The sequence below is a fragment of the Acinetobacter sp. TAC-1 genome, from assembly GCF_029025845.1.
GTDB classification, from domain to species: Bacteria; Pseudomonadota; Gammaproteobacteria; order Pseudomonadales; family Moraxellaceae; genus Acinetobacter; species Acinetobacter guillouiae.
Window position 1 is genome coordinate 4,051,854 of sequence record NZ_CP118892.1, and the last position, 18,216, is coordinate 4,070,069.

17 protein-coding genes are annotated in these 18,216 nt (G+C 39.0%); 13 read left to right on the forward strand and 4 right to left on the reverse strand.

The window, feature by feature from the left end; all coding sequences use genetic code 11:
- The first annotated feature begins 1 nt into the window (after window position 1).
- From PYV58_RS18910 to secF, 6 genes are all read left to right on the forward strand, one after another.
- Window positions 2-1,015 (forward strand): AAA family ATPase, encoded by a 1,014-nt coding sequence (locus tag PYV58_RS18910; protein ID WP_034609896.1) that lies wholly within the window; start codon window positions 2-4, stop codon window positions 1,013-1,015.
- Window positions 1,016-1,254: 239 nt separating this feature from the next.
- A complete protein-coding gene (locus PYV58_RS18915) occupies window positions 1,255-1,671 on the forward strand; it encodes a hypothetical protein (protein WP_034609892.1) in 417 nt (138 codons plus the stop codon).
- 276 nt (window positions 1,672-1,947) lie between these two features.
- Entirely contained in the window at window positions 1,948-3,078 is a 1,131-nt protein-coding gene (gene tgt, locus PYV58_RS18920) for a tRNA guanosine(34) transglycosylase Tgt (protein ID WP_004723155.1), read from the forward strand.
- Between the two features lie 134 nt (window positions 3,079-3,212).
- Window positions 3,213-3,542 (forward strand): preprotein translocase subunit YajC, encoded by a 330-nt coding sequence (yajC, locus tag PYV58_RS18925; RefSeq protein ID WP_004723156.1) that lies wholly within the window; start codon window positions 3,213-3,215, stop codon window positions 3,540-3,542.
- A gap of 53 nt (window positions 3,543-3,595) precedes the next feature.
- Window positions 3,596-5,497 (forward strand): protein translocase subunit SecD, encoded by a 1,902-nt coding sequence (gene secD / locus PYV58_RS18930; protein ID WP_004723158.1) that lies wholly within the window; start codon window positions 3,596-3,598, stop codon window positions 5,495-5,497.
- A 10-nt stretch (window positions 5,498-5,507) separates the two neighbouring features.
- Window positions 5,508-6,476, forward strand: a complete 969-nt coding sequence (gene secF, locus PYV58_RS18935) for a protein translocase subunit SecF (RefSeq protein ID WP_004723159.1) — start codon at window positions 5,508-5,510, stop codon at window positions 6,474-6,476.
- Window positions 6,477-6,657: 181 nt separating this feature from the next.
- On the opposite strand, the gene PYV58_RS18940 is transcribed toward secF, so the two are convergent.
- From PYV58_RS18940 to PYV58_RS18955, 4 genes are all read right to left on the reverse strand, one after another.
- Window positions 6,658-7,365: an FG-GAP repeat protein gene (locus PYV58_RS18940; protein ID WP_034609882.1), complete on the reverse strand. Its 708-nt coding sequence runs from the start codon at window positions 7,363-7,365 to the stop codon at window positions 6,658-6,660.
- A 125-nt stretch (window positions 7,366-7,490) separates the two neighbouring features.
- Window positions 7,491-8,945, reverse strand: a complete 1,455-nt coding sequence (locus PYV58_RS18945) for an NAD(P)(+) transhydrogenase (Re/Si-specific) subunit beta (protein WP_034609879.1) — start codon at window positions 8,943-8,945, stop codon at window positions 7,491-7,493.
- Window positions 8,946-8,948: 3 nt separating this feature from the next.
- Window positions 8,949-9,269 carry a proton-translocating transhydrogenase family protein gene (locus tag PYV58_RS18950; protein WP_004723166.1) on the reverse strand — a complete coding sequence of 107 codons (321 nt, stop codon included), beginning with the start codon at window positions 9,267-9,269 and terminating at the stop codon, window positions 8,949-8,951.
- 11 nt (window positions 9,270-9,280) lie between these two features.
- Window positions 9,281-10,408, reverse strand: coding sequence for a Re/Si-specific NAD(P)(+) transhydrogenase subunit alpha (locus PYV58_RS18955; RefSeq protein WP_004723168.1), 1,128 nt, complete (start codon window positions 10,406-10,408; stop codon window positions 9,281-9,283).
- Between the two features lie 930 nt (window positions 10,409-11,338).
- On the opposite strand from PYV58_RS18955, the gene PYV58_RS18960 reads away from it, so the two are divergent.
- The 7 genes from PYV58_RS18960 to PYV58_RS18990 all read left to right on the forward strand — a co-directional run bounded on the left by PYV58_RS18960 (window position 11,339) and on the right by PYV58_RS18990 (window position 18,096).
- On the forward strand, window positions 11,339-12,265 hold the full coding sequence (locus PYV58_RS18960; RefSeq protein WP_034609874.1) for a DMT family transporter: 927 nt from the start codon (window positions 11,339-11,341) through the stop codon (window positions 12,263-12,265).
- Window positions 12,266-12,289: 24 nt separating this feature from the next.
- On the forward strand, window positions 12,290-13,162 hold the full coding sequence (locus PYV58_RS18965; RefSeq protein ID WP_034609866.1) for an LD-carboxypeptidase: 873 nt from the start codon (window positions 12,290-12,292) through the stop codon (window positions 13,160-13,162).
- Window positions 13,163-13,532: 370 nt separating this feature from the next.
- Window positions 13,533-13,964, forward strand: coding sequence for a RidA family protein (locus PYV58_RS18970; protein WP_004723174.1), 432 nt, complete (start codon window positions 13,533-13,535; stop codon window positions 13,962-13,964).
- Between the two features lie 22 nt (window positions 13,965-13,986).
- Window positions 13,987-15,177 carry an MFS transporter gene (locus tag PYV58_RS18975; protein ID WP_004723176.1) on the forward strand — a complete coding sequence of 397 codons (1,191 nt, stop codon included), beginning with the start codon at window positions 13,987-13,989 and terminating at the stop codon, window positions 15,175-15,177.
- A gap of 494 nt (window positions 15,178-15,671) precedes the next feature.
- On the forward strand, window positions 15,672-16,088 hold the full coding sequence (locus tag PYV58_RS18980; RefSeq protein WP_034609860.1) for a lysozyme inhibitor LprI family protein: 417 nt from the start codon (window positions 15,672-15,674) through the stop codon (window positions 16,086-16,088).
- A gap of 68 nt (window positions 16,089-16,156) precedes the next feature.
- A complete protein-coding gene (locus tag PYV58_RS18985; protein WP_004819009.1) occupies window positions 16,157-16,576 on the forward strand; it encodes a hypothetical protein in 420 nt (139 codons plus the stop codon).
- Window positions 16,577-16,833: 257 nt separating this feature from the next.
- Window positions 16,834-18,096, forward strand: a complete 1,263-nt coding sequence (locus tag PYV58_RS18990) for a mechanosensitive ion channel domain-containing protein (protein WP_034609856.1) — start codon at window positions 16,834-16,836, stop codon at window positions 18,094-18,096.
- Window positions 18,097-18,216 lie beyond the last annotated feature (120 nt).

Below are 18,216 nucleotides of genomic sequence, written 5' to 3' on the forward strand. Positions count from 1 at the left end.
TATGAAAAAAATCGGACTCACACTCGGTAAATATGCGCCCTTACATGCAGGTCATGTGCATGTATTTGAAACAGCATTACAAGAGGTGGATGAGCTGTATGTATTGATCTATCAAAGTTCAATTACAAGCATCCCCTTAAACATTCGCGCCCAATGGATCCGTGATTTATTTCCTCAAATTCATGTAATTGAAGCATGGGATGGGCCTGAGGGTTATTCCAATGATCGGGCGTTTGAAATAGAACAAGAAAATTACATCATTCAAAAGCTCAATGGTGTGAAAATTTCGCATTTTTATAGTAGTGAATTTTATGGTGAGCATGTCAGCACAGCACTCAATGCAATTGATCGTAGAGTGGATGAGTCACGTTTACAGGTGCCGATCTCCGCTACAATGATTCGAGCAAATGCCTTTCAAAATCGAAAATTTATTCCCAACTGTGTCTATGCAGATTTAATTAGCAAAGTCGTCTTTGTCGGTGCAATGTCTACAGGCAAGTCTACCTTGGTTGAAGCACTTGCGAAAAAGTATGCAACAACTTTTGCCCCAGAATATGGGCGTGAATATTGGGAAACTCACCAAGTTGATCGTCGTATCGGTTTTGAGGATTTCAACATTATTGCAGATCGTCATATCGCCTATGAAGATCAGGCCACTTTAGATGCAAACCGTTATTTATTTGTAGATACCAACGCGATAACCACAGCGATGTTTTGTATGGATTATCATGGACGATTACCAGAACATCTCAAACAACTTGCACTCGAAAATGCACAACGCTATGACTTATTTTTCTTGTGTGAAGATGATATTGCTTATGACGACACTTGGGATCGTAGCGGCCCACAAAAAAGAGCTATTTTTCATCAGCAAATTATTGCGGATCTCAAACAACGTCGGATTCCATACATTGCTTTAACAGGAAGTTTAGAACAACGGATTGCCAAGGTTGAACAAGTGCTAAATCAGTTTGATAAATTCAATAATTTTTTTGGATCAGCTTTTAAGCCATGAACAGGAATCGATTATGGTGATTGAGTATATTTGACTCGGAACATATCACCTAAATCACCATGTGGAATTTAAATAAAAAATTCAGTCATAATCCTGTTTATTTTCAACATAAAAAAATGACATTTTGATCATTTTCTGATATTTTCAGACCGCTAAAAAATGACTATTTTTAGAACAAAACGATCAACTTAAAATGATCAACTTAATAAAAAGACAATCTAAAGATTGGAGTAAATCTAATGTTAAAAAAATTATTCATGATGTTATGTCTGTGTTTTCTTTGGCAAGCCCCTGCTCAAGCGAAAGGCCTGTTAGTTTTCAATACAGGCGATGAAATGTTTAAGGTTGGCCCATTTCCACAAGAGGTGTTAAGTCAATATGAAGATCTTAAAAGTTTAAATGCAGGGTATAAATGTAGTCACTTTGGGATCTTATGGGCAGATGTCAAAACATGGGACTGCACCTTGGTCGGTATGACTGATGCAGAACCAGATACGTTTTATGAATTACCTGATGATGTCATTTCAACCTTAAGTAAAAACCCTGAATACCAAGAAAATAAAATGCAACGTAATTTTTGGAATCATTATGGAATATTCATCATGATTCTGGGAATTATCGCCTTGATCATTATCGGTCGTAAGGCAAAAGACTAATTTTCTATCTTGTCCAAATCTAAGCTCAAAAGTGAACCACTATTCGCTTTTGAGCTGCATAAAAATAATACCTTGATATTCAAACAATAATTATTCAACGATAAAAAAAATGATTCTCCTATCAACCTATTGATGTTCAAGGCGCTAAATCAATAATTTTAAATTTAACATTATGAAAAACAACATGACTGGTATTCGACCATAAAATCAGGGAAAATAGCCCCCTTTTGCAATTATCAATCAGCGAACTGTTTTTTCGCCAGATTTAGGTTATTTATGAAGTTTGAAAAATTAGGTCAGTCGGGGCGTGCTCGTCGTGGTCGTTTAACTTTAGAACATGGTGTGATTGAAACACCTGTGTTCATGCCTGTGGGAACTTATGGCACAGTTAAAGGCATGTTGCCACGCGATATCGAAGACATCAAAGCACAAATTATTTTAGGCAATACCTTCCATCTTTATTTACGTCCTGGACTAGATGTTATCCGTGAACACGGCGGTTTGCATGAGTTTATGAAGTGGGGCAAACCGATTCTTACTGATTCAGGCGGCTTCCAAGTCTTCAGTCTCGGCGCTATGCGTAAAATCAAAGAGGAAGGGGTGACTTTCCGCTCACCTATTGATGGTTCAAAAGTCTTTTTATCTCCTGAAATTTCAATGGATATTCAACATACATTGAACTCAGATATTGTGATGATTTTTGATGAATGTACGCCATATCCAGCAACCCATGAAGAAGCACAAAAATCGCTTCAACTGTCATTACGTTGGGCGAAGCGTTGTAAAACACAACATCACGATGTTTTAAAAAATAGAAACGCATTGTTTGGAATCATTCAAGGCGGCATGTATGAAGACCTTCGTGAAGAGTCTTTAAACGGTCTTAAAGAAATTGATTTTGATGGCTTTGCGATTGGTGGTTTATCTGTGGGTGAACCCAAAGAAGAAATGATCAAAGTTTTGGATTATCTACCTGCAAAAATGCCAGAAGATAAACCACGTTATTTGATGGGTGTGGGTAAACCAGAAGATATCGTTGAAGCAATTCGTCGCGGTGTCGATATGTTCGACTGTGTCATGCCAACTCGAAATGCACGTAATGGTCATTATTTTGTTACCGATGGTTTGGTTCGGATTCGTAACAGCCAATATCGTCATGATCAAAGTCCTCTGGATCCACATTGTGACTGTTATACCTGTACCAACTTCACTCGTGCTTATTTATTCCATTTAGAAAAATGCGGTGAAATGCTCGGTTCGATGTTGGGCACGATCCACAATTTACGTTATTACCAACGTTTTACCCAAGATATTCGTGATGCTTTAGATCAGGGAACTTTTGATGAATACGTGACTGATTTCTATCAACGTCGCGGTTTAGAAGTTCCTCCTTGTCCTGCTGACTAATGCCCCAATATAAAGTTGAATTGAAGATTAATTCAACAGTATTTGCGCTGAAACCCAAGACAAGGTAAATTGCTGAACAAGTCAATTTAAAAGCCATGAAAATGGCAGATAATTTTTAACATTAGGAAATTAGAATGAGCTTATTTATTTCTTCTGCTCACGCTGCAGCAGCGCCTGCACAAGGCCCAGGCATGATGGCAAACATATTGATGATTGTAGTATTTGTTGCAATCTTTTATTTTCTCATCTGGCGTCCTCAAGCAAAACGTGCAAAAGAACACCGTACTTTAATCGAAAGCTTAGGTGTTGGCAGTGAAATTGTCTTTGCAGGCGGCTTAATGGGTCGTATCCTAAAAATTGATGGCGACTTTGCAGTGGTTGAATTAAGCAAAGGAAATGAAGTCAAAGTTCAACGTGCAAGTGTTATTTCAGTACTCCCTGAAGGCACATTAAATAACCTTTAATCATAAAACGGTCGTGCACTTAGCACGACTTTTTCATTTTAAGAAGAAAGCGAATGCGTTACCCTGCATGGAAATATATATTGATTCTAGTGGTACTAGTGATCAGTACATTATATGCGCTGCCGAGTTTGTATCCTGACGAACCTGCTGTTCAAATTTCTGGTGCCAAGGCTGGTACCACAATTGATCAGTCTGTCATACAAAAAGCAGAGCAAATTTTAAAAAGTGAAAATATTAGCAGTCATGATAATACCTTCACCAACAATGCTGCCCTTCTGCGTTTAAATACGTCTGAAGCACAGTTAAAAGCAAAAGATGTCCTCAGCAAAGGTTTGGGTGAGAACTATACCGTTGCATTAAACCTTGCACCAACCACACCTGAGTGGTTGCAAAAAATTGGCGCTAAGCCAATGAAGCTTGGTTTGGACTTACGTGGTGGTGTTCATTTCTTACTTGAAGTAGATATGGACAAAGCTATTGCACAACGTATGGAAACCTCAGCAACAGACTTACGTCGTGAGTTTCGTGACAATAAGATTAAATTTAATAGTCTTTCATTGAACAACAATACCATTACGATTCAGTTTGCAAATAATGATGACCGTGCAGCGGTAATGGACTTTTTACGTCGTGATGGGAATAAGTTCAATCAACAAGCTTTAGCAACGGATACAGGTTCTACGCTTAAGTTGACTTATAACGATGCGACCAAGCAAGATATTCAATCTTATGCACTTAACCAAAACTTAACGACTTTACGTAACCGTATTAATGAGTTAGGTGTGGCTGAAGCATTGGTACAAAGCCAAGGTAGCAACCGTATTGTGGTTGAATTGCCTGGTGTACAAGATACTGCCGAAGCTAAACGTGTCTTGGGGCGTACTGCAAACCTTGAATTCCGTTTAGTGTCTGATTTAAATGATCAATATATTGACCGTTTCACAGGTAAATATAATGGTCAACCTTTACCGCCAGGTACTGAAGTTTTTGCTTACGAATCTTTGGACAGTGGTCGTGAACTGTTATTAAATCGCAGCCGTATCCTTACGGGTGAACGTGTACAAAATGCATCAAGTGGTTTTAGCCAAGATAGTGGTGGCGCTGAAGTAAATATTACTTTAGATACTGCTGGTGGTAAGTTGATGTCAGACGCAACCCGTACTGCTGTTGGCAAACGTATGGCGGTTTTGTTTATTGAAAATAAACAAAAAATCACCTCTGTTGCTGATCCAGTTACAGGTGCAATGACAGAAGTTCGTACCCCATATACTGAATCTGTGGTAATCAATGCTGCAAATATTCAAGCGGTTTTAGGTTCATCTTTCCGTATTACCGGTTTAGATTCTCCTCAAGAAGCGGCTGAACTTGCATTGATGTTACGTGCTGGTGCTTTAGCTGCACCAATGTACTTTGTAGAAGAACGTGTTGTTGGTCCAAGTTTGGGGCAAGAGAACATCGACAAAGGCGTATTATCAACTCAAGTTGGCTTCCTGCTTGTTGCAATCTGGATGATCGTGTTCTTCCGTCTATTTGGTTTAATTGCTGATGTAGCATTAGTGATTAACTTAGCAATGCTTCTTACCATCATGTCTTGGATCGGGGCTTCACTGACCTTACCAGGTATTGCAGGTATCGTAATCACCATTGGTATGGCGGTCGATGCCAACGTACTGATCTGTGAGCGAATACGAGAAGAAATGCGCTGGGGGGCCTCGCCCAAACAGGCCATTATTGCCGGTTATGATCGAGCCTACAACACCATTCTCGACTCAAACTTAACCACATTCTTGGTTGCATTTATTCTGTTTGCTATTGGTACAGGTCCGATCAAAGGCTTCGCTGTAACGCTGATGATTGGTATTATTTGCTCAATGTTTACTGCAATTACAGTAACACGTGCAATTGTCCAATTGGTATATGGCAGAAAACGTAACTTGAATAAGTTGAGCATATAGGAGATCGAAGATGACTGATGTGACTCAACCGAAAAAGAAATATGGTCGCCCAGATGATGAGCATGTAATTAATTTCATGAAGATTGCCAAACCAGCGGCAATCATCTCAATCCTTTTGACCATTGCAAGTATCTTCTTTATTGCAACCAAAGGCTTAAATCTTGGTTTAGATTTTACTGGTGGTGTTTCTGCAGAATTAAACTATCAATATGCAGCAAAACCAGCAGACGTGATTTCGAATTTGGATAAAGCCGGCTTTAAAGATGCAGTTGTACAAACATTAGGTTCAAACAAAGACTTAATTGTACGTATGCCTGCGCAAGACCTTAAAGTTGAAGACTTAAGCAATACCATCACCAAAGCAGTTCAATTGCCAAATAACACTGCTGTTGTTCACAAAGTTGACTCTGTCGGTGGTCAAGTCGGTAATGAGCTATATTTACGCTCTGCAGGTGCTGTAGCGCTTGCAATGCTACTTATGCTGATCTACGTGACCATTCGCTTCGAGTTTAAACTTGCAGTTGGTGCAGTGCTTTCATTACTGCACGATGTGATCGTAACGATTGGTATTTTTGCAATGATGCAATGGCCATTTGACCTTACTGTTTTAGCGGCTATTCTTGCCTTAATCGGCTTCTCGTTAAACGATAACATTGTTGTATCGGATCGTATCCGTGAAAACTTCCGTAAGATTCGTGGCGCGACACCGTTAGAAATTGTGAATATTGCCTTAACTGAAACCTTAAAACGTACCATTCATACCTCGATGACATTATTGCTGGTTGTACTTGCAATGATGTTCTTGGGTGGTGATGGCTTACACTGGTTCTCAGTTGCCATGTTTATTGGTGTATTTGTAGGTACCTATTCTTCAATCTATATTGGTACTGCATTTGCATTGTGGCGTGGTCTTAACCGTCAAGACTTTATCGTACAAGTTAAACCTGAATTCGAAGATGAAGAGCATATTCCTCATTAAGTTTCAGTTTTAATTAAAAAAGCTCATCTTTGGATGGGCTTTTTTATGCTTAAAATCTAACATCACAACGCAAAGAAGTTGTTCTATTCATAAAACCTTACGCTATCCCACAATTCAGCATCTGTCGATTTACATCATATAGCGATATCAATACAGAATAGGTATACGAGGTAAATTGTGACTACTGAGCATAATATTTTGCAGTTGGATAATACTTGGTCTTTTCCTTCCATTTTCCATTAATCAAATTACGATCCGTGACTTCAACTTGATCACCTTTGGGTGAAGTAGCATCCTCAATAAACTCTCGAACCAGCAATAAACCTTTTCTAGGTACAACTTGATACTCAGAACGAATATGGTAGCAACAGCCACTTTTATTAAAAGTGATGATACGTTTGCGCTTTTTGTCTAGCTCGAACATGCCTAAATTTTCTTGAGTAAGTGCAGACAGTTCCTGACTTAAAACAAATTTATTCTTGCTTTGATTAAATACATAAATGTCATACACAGGACCGCCATAAGAACCATAATTGCCGTTTCTAATCGCGAGGTCTTCTGTTCCATCGAAGTTAAAATCATCAAAAATCAAAGGACTTTGTTCGCCATAAAGCTGTATAACATTAACACTCGGTTTAAACTTTTCATCCAAATACATGGTCAATTCATCAGAGTGAAATGCTTGAAATACCGCTTTACTGCCCTTTTTAAATAGCTTTACTTCGGCCTTAGCCCCACATTCATCTTTTTCACATGCAATATCAATTACGGCATCATAGTGTTTAGAGCCATCTTGAATTTCAAAAACTTGTGCATGCGTTATAGACAAGGAAAATGCCAGATAGATGCCCAAGCTTTTACAGATTATTTTAAATGGTTGATTCATCATTTTTTATTCAGTCAATTTTATCAAAATCATAGCATTAAAATTGCTTAAATAAAAAACCGCCCGAAGGCGGTTAGGCTCCCTCCTTTATCAAAGGAGGGTTGGGGTGGATTTAATCCGATAGCGGCTTAGTGCCCACCACCATTGATTGCTTTTGTCATCTCTTCAACAACTTTCTTAGCATCACCAAAGATCATCATGGTTTTGTCATTGTAGAATAAGTCATTGTCTAAACCTGCATAACCTGTTGCCATAGAGCGCTTGATTACCATAATGGTACGTGCTTTATGTGCTTCAAGAATCGGCATGCCATAAATTGGTGAGCTTGGATCATCTTTAGCCGCTGGGTTAACAACGTCATTCGCACCAATTACCAGTACAACATCAGTCGCTGGGAAATCAGAGTTGATCTCGTCCATTTCCAAGATGTCTTCATATGCAACATCAGCTTCAGCCAACAATACATTCATATGACCAGGCATACGACCCGCAACTGGATGGATTGCAAAACGAACCTTTACACCTTGCTCTTTCAAGATTTCACACAATTCTTTCACTGCGTTTTGTGCACGACCTTGCGCCATACCATAACCCGGTACAATCACAACGCTGTCTGCATTTGACATCAAGAAGCCCGCATCATCTGCAGAACCAGAACGGTAATTACGTTGAACTTGCTCACCTTTATCAACCGATGCTACAGCCGTACCACCCATCGCACCACCAAACAATACATTGATGATTGAACGGTTCATTGCTTTACACATGATGTAAGACAGAATCGCACCTGATGAACCCACCAGTGAACCCGCAACAATCAGCATGTTGTTTTCAAGTGTGAAACCAATACCTGCTGCAGCCCAACCAGAGAATGAATTCAGTAGTGAAACCACCACTGGCATGTCACCACCACCGACTGGTGCAATCCAAACCCAACCAAATGCCAATGCCAGTGCAGTCATTGCCCAGAATGCTTGCATGTTGCCTGTGGTAAAGAAATACACACCACACGCCAGCATAGCCAGGAAAATGATCGCTTGAACAGGTTTAACCCAAGCACCTGAAATGGTTTTTGCCCATTTCTTTGCAGCTAACTTACCATAAGCAAATACAGATGCAGTAAAGGTAATCGCACCAACGAAGCAACCGACGAATAATTCAAATAAATGAACTTTACTCATATGCGCATGCTGTACACCAGCAGCGGTTAAAGCAGATTCGTTTTGTGCAAACAAAGCAGTCAGTTGGTTATTATGTAAAATTGCAGCAATTGCAATTAATACCGCAGCCAAACCAACAAGTGAGTGCATCAATGCCACTGTTTCTGGCATTTGTGTCATTGGAACTGTACGTGCACGCGCAATACCGACAATTGCACCCAACACCATTGCACCACCAATCATCCATACAACAGGATGATCTGCGACAAAGAATGTGGTGATTACTGCAATCGCCATAGCGATCATACCGTAACGGTTACCAGCAATCGCAGTTTTAGGGCCTGAAAGACCACGTAAGGTTAAGATGAAAAGGACAGCACCTACAAGGTAGAACCAATCCGCATATTCTCGAATAAATTCCATAGATTAGCCCTCTTTTTTCTTTTGTTTTGGCTTAAACATTTCAAGCATACGTGCAGTCACTGCGAAGCCACCAAAAATGTTAATACTTGCCAAGAACACTGCAATTGCACCAAGTACACTAACAACATTCACGGACTGGAATTGTACACTTGCATCTACAACACCAGGAATTCCAACTGTTTGTATCATCGCACCCACAACGATAATTGAGGACAATGCATTGGTTACTGCCATTAACGGCGTATGCAATGCAGGTGTGACACCCCAAACCACGTAGTAACCAACAAAGATGGCTAAGACGAAAATAGTAATAGTTTCAACCATGATGACTCTCCTTAACCACGCTTCAGCAGTACTTGACCGCCATGAGTTACTAGAAGTGCTTTTTGAATTTCGTCTTGTTGATTGATGGCAAAGTTTTTCTCTTGATCAAACAAAGTTTCTACGAAATTGAAAACATTACGTGCATACAGTGCCGAAGCTTCTGTCGATACTGTAGAAGGAATATTTGGAATACCTAAAATCGTCACGCCATTGTCAGTGACAACATTTTCACCATTCTTAGAACCTTCAACATTGCCGCCTGATTCAACCGCCATATCTAGGATGATTGAACCCGGTTTCATTTTGGCAACAGTTTCAGCTTTGATTAAGCGAGGTGCATCACGACCTGGCAACAACGCAGTGGTTATCACGATGTCTGCATTTGACACGGCTTTATCTACGATGATGGCTTGGTCTTGAATATATTGCTCGCCTGGCATCCAGCCATAACCATTTTTAGCAGCATCGGCAGCTTTTTGTTTTTCTTCATCAGACATCGGTACATCTAACCACTTACCACCAAGCGATTCGACTTGGTCACGTGCAGTTGGACGTAAATCTGTTGCTTCAACAACTGCGCCTAAGCGTTTTGCAGTTGCAATGGCTTGAAGACCTGCGACACCCACACCCATAATTACGATACGAGCGGGTTTCACAGTACCTGCAGCGGTCATCAGCATTGGGAACATACGTTGATATTCCGCAGCGGCCAATAACACCGACTTATAACCTGCAAGGTTGGCTTGAGAAGACAATACATCCATATTTTGCGCACGAGACAGTGTTCGTGGCAAAAGCTCTAACGCAAATGCAGACACTTGTTGTGACGCAAATTGGTCAAGTTCAGTATTACGGTATGGGTCAAACATTGCTACCACAGCTGTTCCAGCGGCAAGCTTTTGAATTTCCTCACCTTGTGGTGCACGAACTTTCAAAATAATTTGACTACCTGTATAGGCATCATCTGTAATTTTAGCGCCGACTTGTTCATAAGCACTGTCAATATAAGCCGCTTTTTTACCAGCGCCTCGTTCAATGACAATACTATGACCAGCACTAATCAACTTTTTTACTGTCTCTGGCGTAGCGGCTACGCGGTTTTCACCGACGACAGATTCTTTTGGGATTCCAATCTGCATGAGCGTTCCTCAAGCTAATTTTTCTTCAAGTAAACATCGTAAATAACCCGATGTTTCCCCCAGATGCGTTGTTATGAATTTTTGGATTCTAATTGAACTTTTTTAAAATACCACCCAATATTTATTTAATAAATACCCATATTTTGAACTGATGATTCATAAATATAATTGTGCGACATACCCTATATTCAATTTACTGTATTTTTCTCGTATTATCCTGCTCAGTTTTTTTGACATATCCTGTCTCCAATTTTTAAAAACGATGTTTTTTTAAGCTTATTAGCATATTTTAGGCTGCTCACCCTACCCTACTGATTGGCATTTACAGCAGTATGATTCACTTTTAAGCATTCCAGCTTGCTGTTTAAATACTCCATAAAACAATAGATTTAGCACAAAAACCAACATCCCTATTGACCTTTCTGACAAATTACATGGTTTTTTTATCAGCTTATATTGGCCTTTTCTATCATTTTTTCCGTCAAAAATGTAAGTCGGTTTTTATTACATTTTTTAATTTCATTAATAAAAAAAAGTACTTGGAATAACCATTAGAATTACCTTAGAACTGAGTCTAAAGCAATTACAAAAAATTTTAGTTTTTTTTTATTTGCCATTTTGTCAGTTAATAATACTCGAACAGCTTGAACCCACCATTACGATGTTGCACCTTTTTTGTGCAAAAAATAGCATATTGAATTTGAGCAGTTTATAAACAAGGATTTCAAGGTTGATTTTTATACAATTTTTATTTCAATCTATTTAAATGCTACTTAAATCCACACAAAAAGAAGTAAGCAAGTGTGTTTTATATTCCTTTTATTGCGTCAATTCATTCTTTTTTTGTATTTCCACAGATTGAAAACAACATTTATACTGCTTGTTCAAATTTACATGTCGTATAGCGACATCGTCAATGCAGTCAAATTCATGAAACTTTCTTTATCCAGTACCCAACTCGGTTCGATTTTCGCACTTGGTGCGGCTTTCTTATTTAGTACTAAAGCTATTTTTATTAAACAGGCTTACGCATTATCACCATTGGTTGACAGCACCGTGCTTATGGCATTGCGAATGGCAAGTGCCCTGCCTTTTTTTCTTTTACTGTGTTGGTTCAATCGCCATCATAATAAAAATATGACAGGAAAAGACTGGGCCTTATTGGTTGCTGCAGGTTTGATGGGCTATTACCTTTCAAGTTGGCTCGACTTCGCTGGTCTGATGTATATCAGTGCTTCATTAGAACGTATTATTTTATTTCTCTATCCAACACTGACAGTGATTGCCACAAGCTTTATTTATAAGCAAAAACTCAACTTTAGAACCATACTAGCAATTGCATTAAGCTATGGTGGTACAGTGATTGTGATGCTGCAAGAGCAAAGCACAGTACCGCATGAAGGAAATTTCTGGCTAGGCGTGAGTTTAGTCTTTGCCAGTGCGGTCTGTTTTGCGACGTACTTACTCATGACCCCACGTTTAATTCAAAAATTTGGTTCATGGAATTACACTGGTTTGGCATTAAGCATTGCATGTTTTGGTACGCTAACCCATTTTATCATTGCAACACCCCAGCCAATTCAACTGCTTACTCAACTTCCGACACAAGTCATTTGGTATGGTATCGCCTTAGGCTTATTGGTGACGGTTTTACCGACGATTTTGGTCGCGCAAAGTATTTCTCGTTTAGGTGCTGCACAAGCAGCTATGATTGGTTCGATTGGCCCGATCCTAACCATTATTTTGGCTGTGGCTTTGCTCGGTGAGTATATGAATGCGATACAATGGTTTGGTTGTTTACTGAATATCATCGGTGTCATGATGATTACTTTGTCTAAAAAGAAACTTGCACACTAAATTGTGCAGAAACTTGGAAGGAATATGCATTTTAAAATTGTATCGCCGAGTGCCTGTGTAGATGTTGAAAATATCCAGTTGGCACAGTCGCATTTGGAACAGTTAGGTCATACAGTCAGTTTGGGTGAACATGTATTTTCACAACATCGCTATTTGGCAGGTACAGTTGAACAACGTATTCAAGATTTAAAACAGGCATGTTTAGATCCAAACATTGATGCAATTTGGTGTGGTCGTGGTGGTACTGGCGCTGCAATGTTATTGCCATTTTTAGGTGAGTGGATTTTGAATAAACCCATTATTGGCTATTCAGATACCACCGTGTTATTAAACTATATCGCGATGCATCATGGACAATCTTTACATGCGCCTGTATTTCAGGAAATTGCCGTTAAAAATTTAGACAATAGTCCCCTATCATATGATGCTTTAAAAACCATCAGCCTGTTATCCGCGGATATAAACCAACACGGTCATTATCCCTTATCCAGCGCAAATGGTTTTGCTCAAGATCAGCACATTGAAGATGTTAAAATCTTAGGCGGAAATCTTACTGTACTGTGTACTTTACAAGGCACACCGTCTGCCTTAAAACTGAATCAGCCGAGTGTTTTACTGATTGAAGATGTAGGCGAACCCTATTATCGAATTGAACGTTCATTGACTCAGCTCCTACAAAGTATTGATATTTCAAACTTAAAGGCTTTTGTCTTGGGTGATTTTTATCAATGCCCACAAAAAAATGTCCCGCAAAGTATTGTTGAGATTGTAAAAGAACATCTCGATCCACTGCACATCCCACTTTACCAATGTGACTGGTTTGGTCATGGTGAAGTCAACCGTCCATTTTGGTTAGGGAAAACGGGCAAGATTGTAGATTCACAACTCATTATTTAACGGCTAGGTCATTTAATGACTGGGTTATTTTAGTACAGCGCTATTTCAGCGCATTGAATATAAAAATAGCCAATAACTTGCTTAAGATAGGTCTCTACGAAATCCTAGTCAGTGCTTACTGGGATTTCCTAAGAGCATCAAAGCAAAGATAAACAAACTATATACTTTTAATCCTGAGCAATACTTCACTTGCATCGTGCTTCTTCTAATCACTTTTCTATATGACGGTTTTCTTGTTTAACAGCCCCTTGATTGTTCATTCATAAATACGATCAGTTGCTTCGGTTTTTTCTTGGCATTTCCACTTGACCTTAAGTTAACTTGAGCTTTGATACTGACGGAAATTTCCAGTCAATCAAAAGAGTCATCCATGAATTCCAGATCAGAATCCGCGCAGATCAAATCGTTCCAAATGATTAACCCAAATACACTTTATAATCCAACAGCATTTGCGTATAGTCATGTGGCTGAAGTACGCCATTATTTGCGTATTTTGCATATATCTGGACAAGGTGGTGAAAACCAACAAGGACAATTATCCCAAGATTTTGCACAACAAGTTCATCAAGCTTTTGTCAATCTGCAACATGCCCTACAAGCGGCTGATGCATCATTATTGGATATTGCTGTTTTAAGAGTGCTTGTGGTCGATCACAGTACTAAAAAACATCAGTTTTTAATTCAGGAAATGCAACAACTTTGGAAAGATCAACCTTTCCCTGCGTGTACACTGATTCCTGTCCCGTGTCTTGCTTTACAAGGAATGCTCATTGAAATTGAAGCAACTGCCTATTGTATGTAACTCCAAGAACTAGGATATTTTTATGAATGCTCAACTCGATATTAGCCAAAATAAAGCATTACTTTGGCTGATGGCGATTGCCTGCGGTTTATGCGCAGGAGCAAACTATTATAGTCAGCCGCTGATTCACTCGATTCAACTCTATTTCAACATGCCAGAATCACAAGTGGCACTTACAGTGACCTTTGCCCAAGTATCTTATGCGCTTGGTCTTTTATTCATTGTGCCCATGGGTGATATTGTCAATAAAATCAAATTTATTCCTTGGTTAATGTTTTGTGCTGCGATTGGTTTATTGATGTGTGCTTTTGCTGTCAATTTACCCATGCTTTGGGTTGGCACAATTATTACAGGTCTATTTTCAGTTGCGGCTCAGGTGTTAATCCCTCTTGCAACGATGGCAGTTAAACCTGAAAAAACAGGTGAAGTTGTTGGCTTTTTAATGAGTGGGCTATTGGTTGGGTTATTACTTTCCACCAGTCTTGCCGGTTTGTTATCTAACCTGTTTAACTGGAAACTGATTTACTTTGTCAGTGCGGTATTGATGTTAATACTTGCATATTTATTGAAAAAACGTTTGCCACATGTACCTGTGTTTAAAATGAGTTATGGCAAAATTTTCTACTCAATGGGTGTGTTGTTAAAAGAAGAACGTCGTTTGGTCTATCGTGCAATTATTGGTGGCTTTGCATTTGCAGCCATGAGTATTTTATTTTCAACGATTGCTGTTTTACTGACCTCTGAACCGTTTAAATTACCTGATGTTTTGGTTGGTGTTGCAACGATTATTGGGGTATTTGGTGCTTTAGCCACTGCAAAAATTGGTAAAATTGCAGACCGTGGACATACCAGTATCCTGACATGGATTGGGGTAGCGCTGATGATCGTCAGTTGGGCGCTGCTTTATTTCGGTGGAAAATACCTCACCAGTTATATTTTAGGGTATGGCCTGATTAGCTTTGGACTCGCTGTGGTTCATACCAGCAATCAAAATATTATTTTCCGTTTACGCCCAGATGCCAAATCTCGGATTAACTCTATCTATATGACAGCCTATTTCACAGGTGGTGCATGTGGTTCCGCTTTAGGGGTTTATGCATGGCATCATGGAGGTTGGACCATGACTTGTCTTGTCGGTGTATGTCTGGTTATGGGGTCTGCACTATTTTCTCTGCTAGATCGTCTATATCTCAATAGAGCACAGACCATTTAAAGCATTCTAAAATCAAAATCCTTCAAAATTTGAGGGATTTTGATTTTTTAAGAAACTTATTATTTTAATAAAAATACGGATACCCAAATCATTCTATTTGAATAATATTCACTGTAACTATTGTGTGAAAAAACTGATCATAATATATTCACATCAATAGTCTGCGATAAAATTCAAAAAAATGCGATGTACACAATTTAAATGGATATGCCGGTTACTCTCTTAAAGCTATATGAATAAACAGTTGAGGAGCAGTAATTGTACGGAAAATAAATCTCAGAGCTTTAAAGAAATTTGTACAGGACAATCTATTTTTTTTGGAAAAAACATCCAAATATCCATGATTATTCAAATTTAAAGTTGATACACTTTGGTCCAAATGATACCCCTGCTTGTCTTTGCTAAAGCGTGATTGACGATACTCAAGCAAGGTTTTTTCAGCTCACACAACAATCAACATTCATCCTGATAGATCAATCAAGAGTTTATCCCTTATGAAAAAAATACGATTAGCATGCTTACCGATTAGTTTTTTATGTACTTTTTCAAGCTTGGTCTTCGCTGCACCAATAGGAAATGAAAACTTATTAAGCCAAGCTTTTATAAACTGTGACAACAGTGCCCAAGGTATTATAGAACAGGCAACTTGTCTAAAAGATGAGGCTGAACGTCAAGATGCACGATTGAATAGTACCTATAAAAAATTACAATCGCATTTGAGTGCTACCCAGAAAACAAAACTGGTTGCATCACAACGCATTTGGCTACAATCACGTCAAAGTGATGCTGAACTGGAAACAACGTTGTATGGCCAATCACAGCCAGACAACTTGCAAATTGAACTTAATGATATACAGCGTATTGCAGCCCGTACCGCACAATTGCAACGCTATCTGATTTTGCTTCAATAATGCGAATCAAAGCATAGAGATATTCAAGAACGAACATCGAGATCAAGATAAAACTAAAGGTCAAACATATGAAAAAATTTAAAAGTACTACATTGTTGTTCATCTCTCTTCTTCCTTTTGCAGCTTTTGCCGATGATGAAATGTCTCGTCCCCTTCCAGATGATTCTTATATTCATGCCAAATTAAGCAGCAGTTATGGCCAATGTATCAAGCAAAGTGGTGCAGTAACATTTGAAATGCAAAGCTGTATGGACCAAGAATATGCTCAACATAAGAACCGCGTTCAACAGGCCTTTGCCAAAATCATCAGTCGTCCAGACAGTGTGAAAAAAGACCGGCAGATGGATGAAATCGCAGCATGGTGGGAAAACACCGACAAGTATTGTAATTGGGATCCGAAAACCGAAGGACAAGGGCAAATGTTAGATGCACAGTCTTGCCGTCTGAACCGTATTGCCAATCTTGCGGATAAAATCAGCCACTATTGAGTCTCACAAATTAAAACTTAGCATCCCATCGTATTCAATAAAGTACTGTTGATTGGCATATTGTGATCCGTGAAACTGGGTTTATCTATGCCCAACAGTTGCATACTTATCTTCACATACTCACTTGGACTTTCTGAGAGTCTGTCAATCTTGTTGAGTAAGTAATTGATGCCCGAATGTAGCTAAAAAGTATTTTTATAAATTATTGTCATTCACAATCAATACAATAGCGTATCTGCTATTTTGAGGTTGTACTTTTGGATAAATTTGCCTTCTTAAAGAATATTCAGGAATGGTCTGATCAGTATCCATGGCTAGAGATGCTAACATCATTATCCATTCTAATTTTTTTCGCCTTTGTCGCAAATTATATTGCAAAACAAGTTGTTGTTCGTGGGATTCGTAAACTTATTTCAAAAATGAAGTTTGCACACAGTGAAATTTTTTCCCAGCATAGTGTCATCCGCAGAGTGGCGAATATTGTTCCTGCCATTGTTATTTTAAATGGTATTACCACAGTTCCACATTTGTCCTTAAAAGCGGTTGGCCTGATACAAATGGCTGCACAGGCTTTTATCTTCCTGACCATTGCACTGGCCATCAGTGAACTTTTAAATGTCTTTAATCTGCTTTATCAACGTAATCCAAAATCACTGAATAAGCCTATCAAAGGCTATCTTCAACTGATCAAGCTGATTCTGTTTATCGTTTGTGGTCTGCTGATCTTAGGTACCTTCTTAAAGAAAGATGTTTTTACCCTGCTTGCTGGTTTTGGTGCGATGGCAGCGGTATTGTTACTGGTTTTTCAAAATACAATTCTGTCCTTGGTGGCATCAGTGCAAATCTCTTCCTACGATATGGTTCGTATCGGTGACTGGATTGAAATGCCAACATTAAATGCAGATGGTGATGTGATTGATATGTCCTTACATACCATTACCGTACAGAATTTTGATAAAACCTTTACCACAATTCCCACCAATAAGTTGGTGACGGACACCTTTAAAAACTGGCGTGGGATGAAATTGTTGGGGGCGAGACGCATTAAGCGCTCAATCTTTATTGATCAAACCAGCATTCATTTTATCACCCATGAAGAACAACAGAAATTAAAAGCGTTCCTGTTACTGGATCAATATCTGGATAATAAACAATCTGAATTGGACAGCTTTAATCAACAATTTGAAGATCAGTCAGTTTATAACCAGCGCCGCCTAACCAATATTGGAACATTTCGGGCCTATGTCGAGTTCTACCTAAAGCAACATGCTGGTATTGCTAAAAACCAATCCCTGATTATCCGTCAGTTACAACCGACAAGTGCGGGATTACCACTAGAAATCTATGCATTTGCCAATACAACAGTATGGAATGATTATGAGGCAATCCAGTCTGATATATTTGACCATCTGATGGCAATTATTCCTGAATTTGGACTCAAGATTTATCAGGCACCTTCTGGTTCAGATTTACGTTCATTGTCAAAACACGCTGAAAGCAGCTCGGAACTTCTGTCCTGAGTTGTTCATTTACATCAAAAAGCCCATGCGGTAACCATGGGCTTGCTTGCAATAAAAGAAGAAGGTTTGTAGCGTCCTCCATAATCAATTCAAAGCATAAACCGACTACTGTAATCCTTA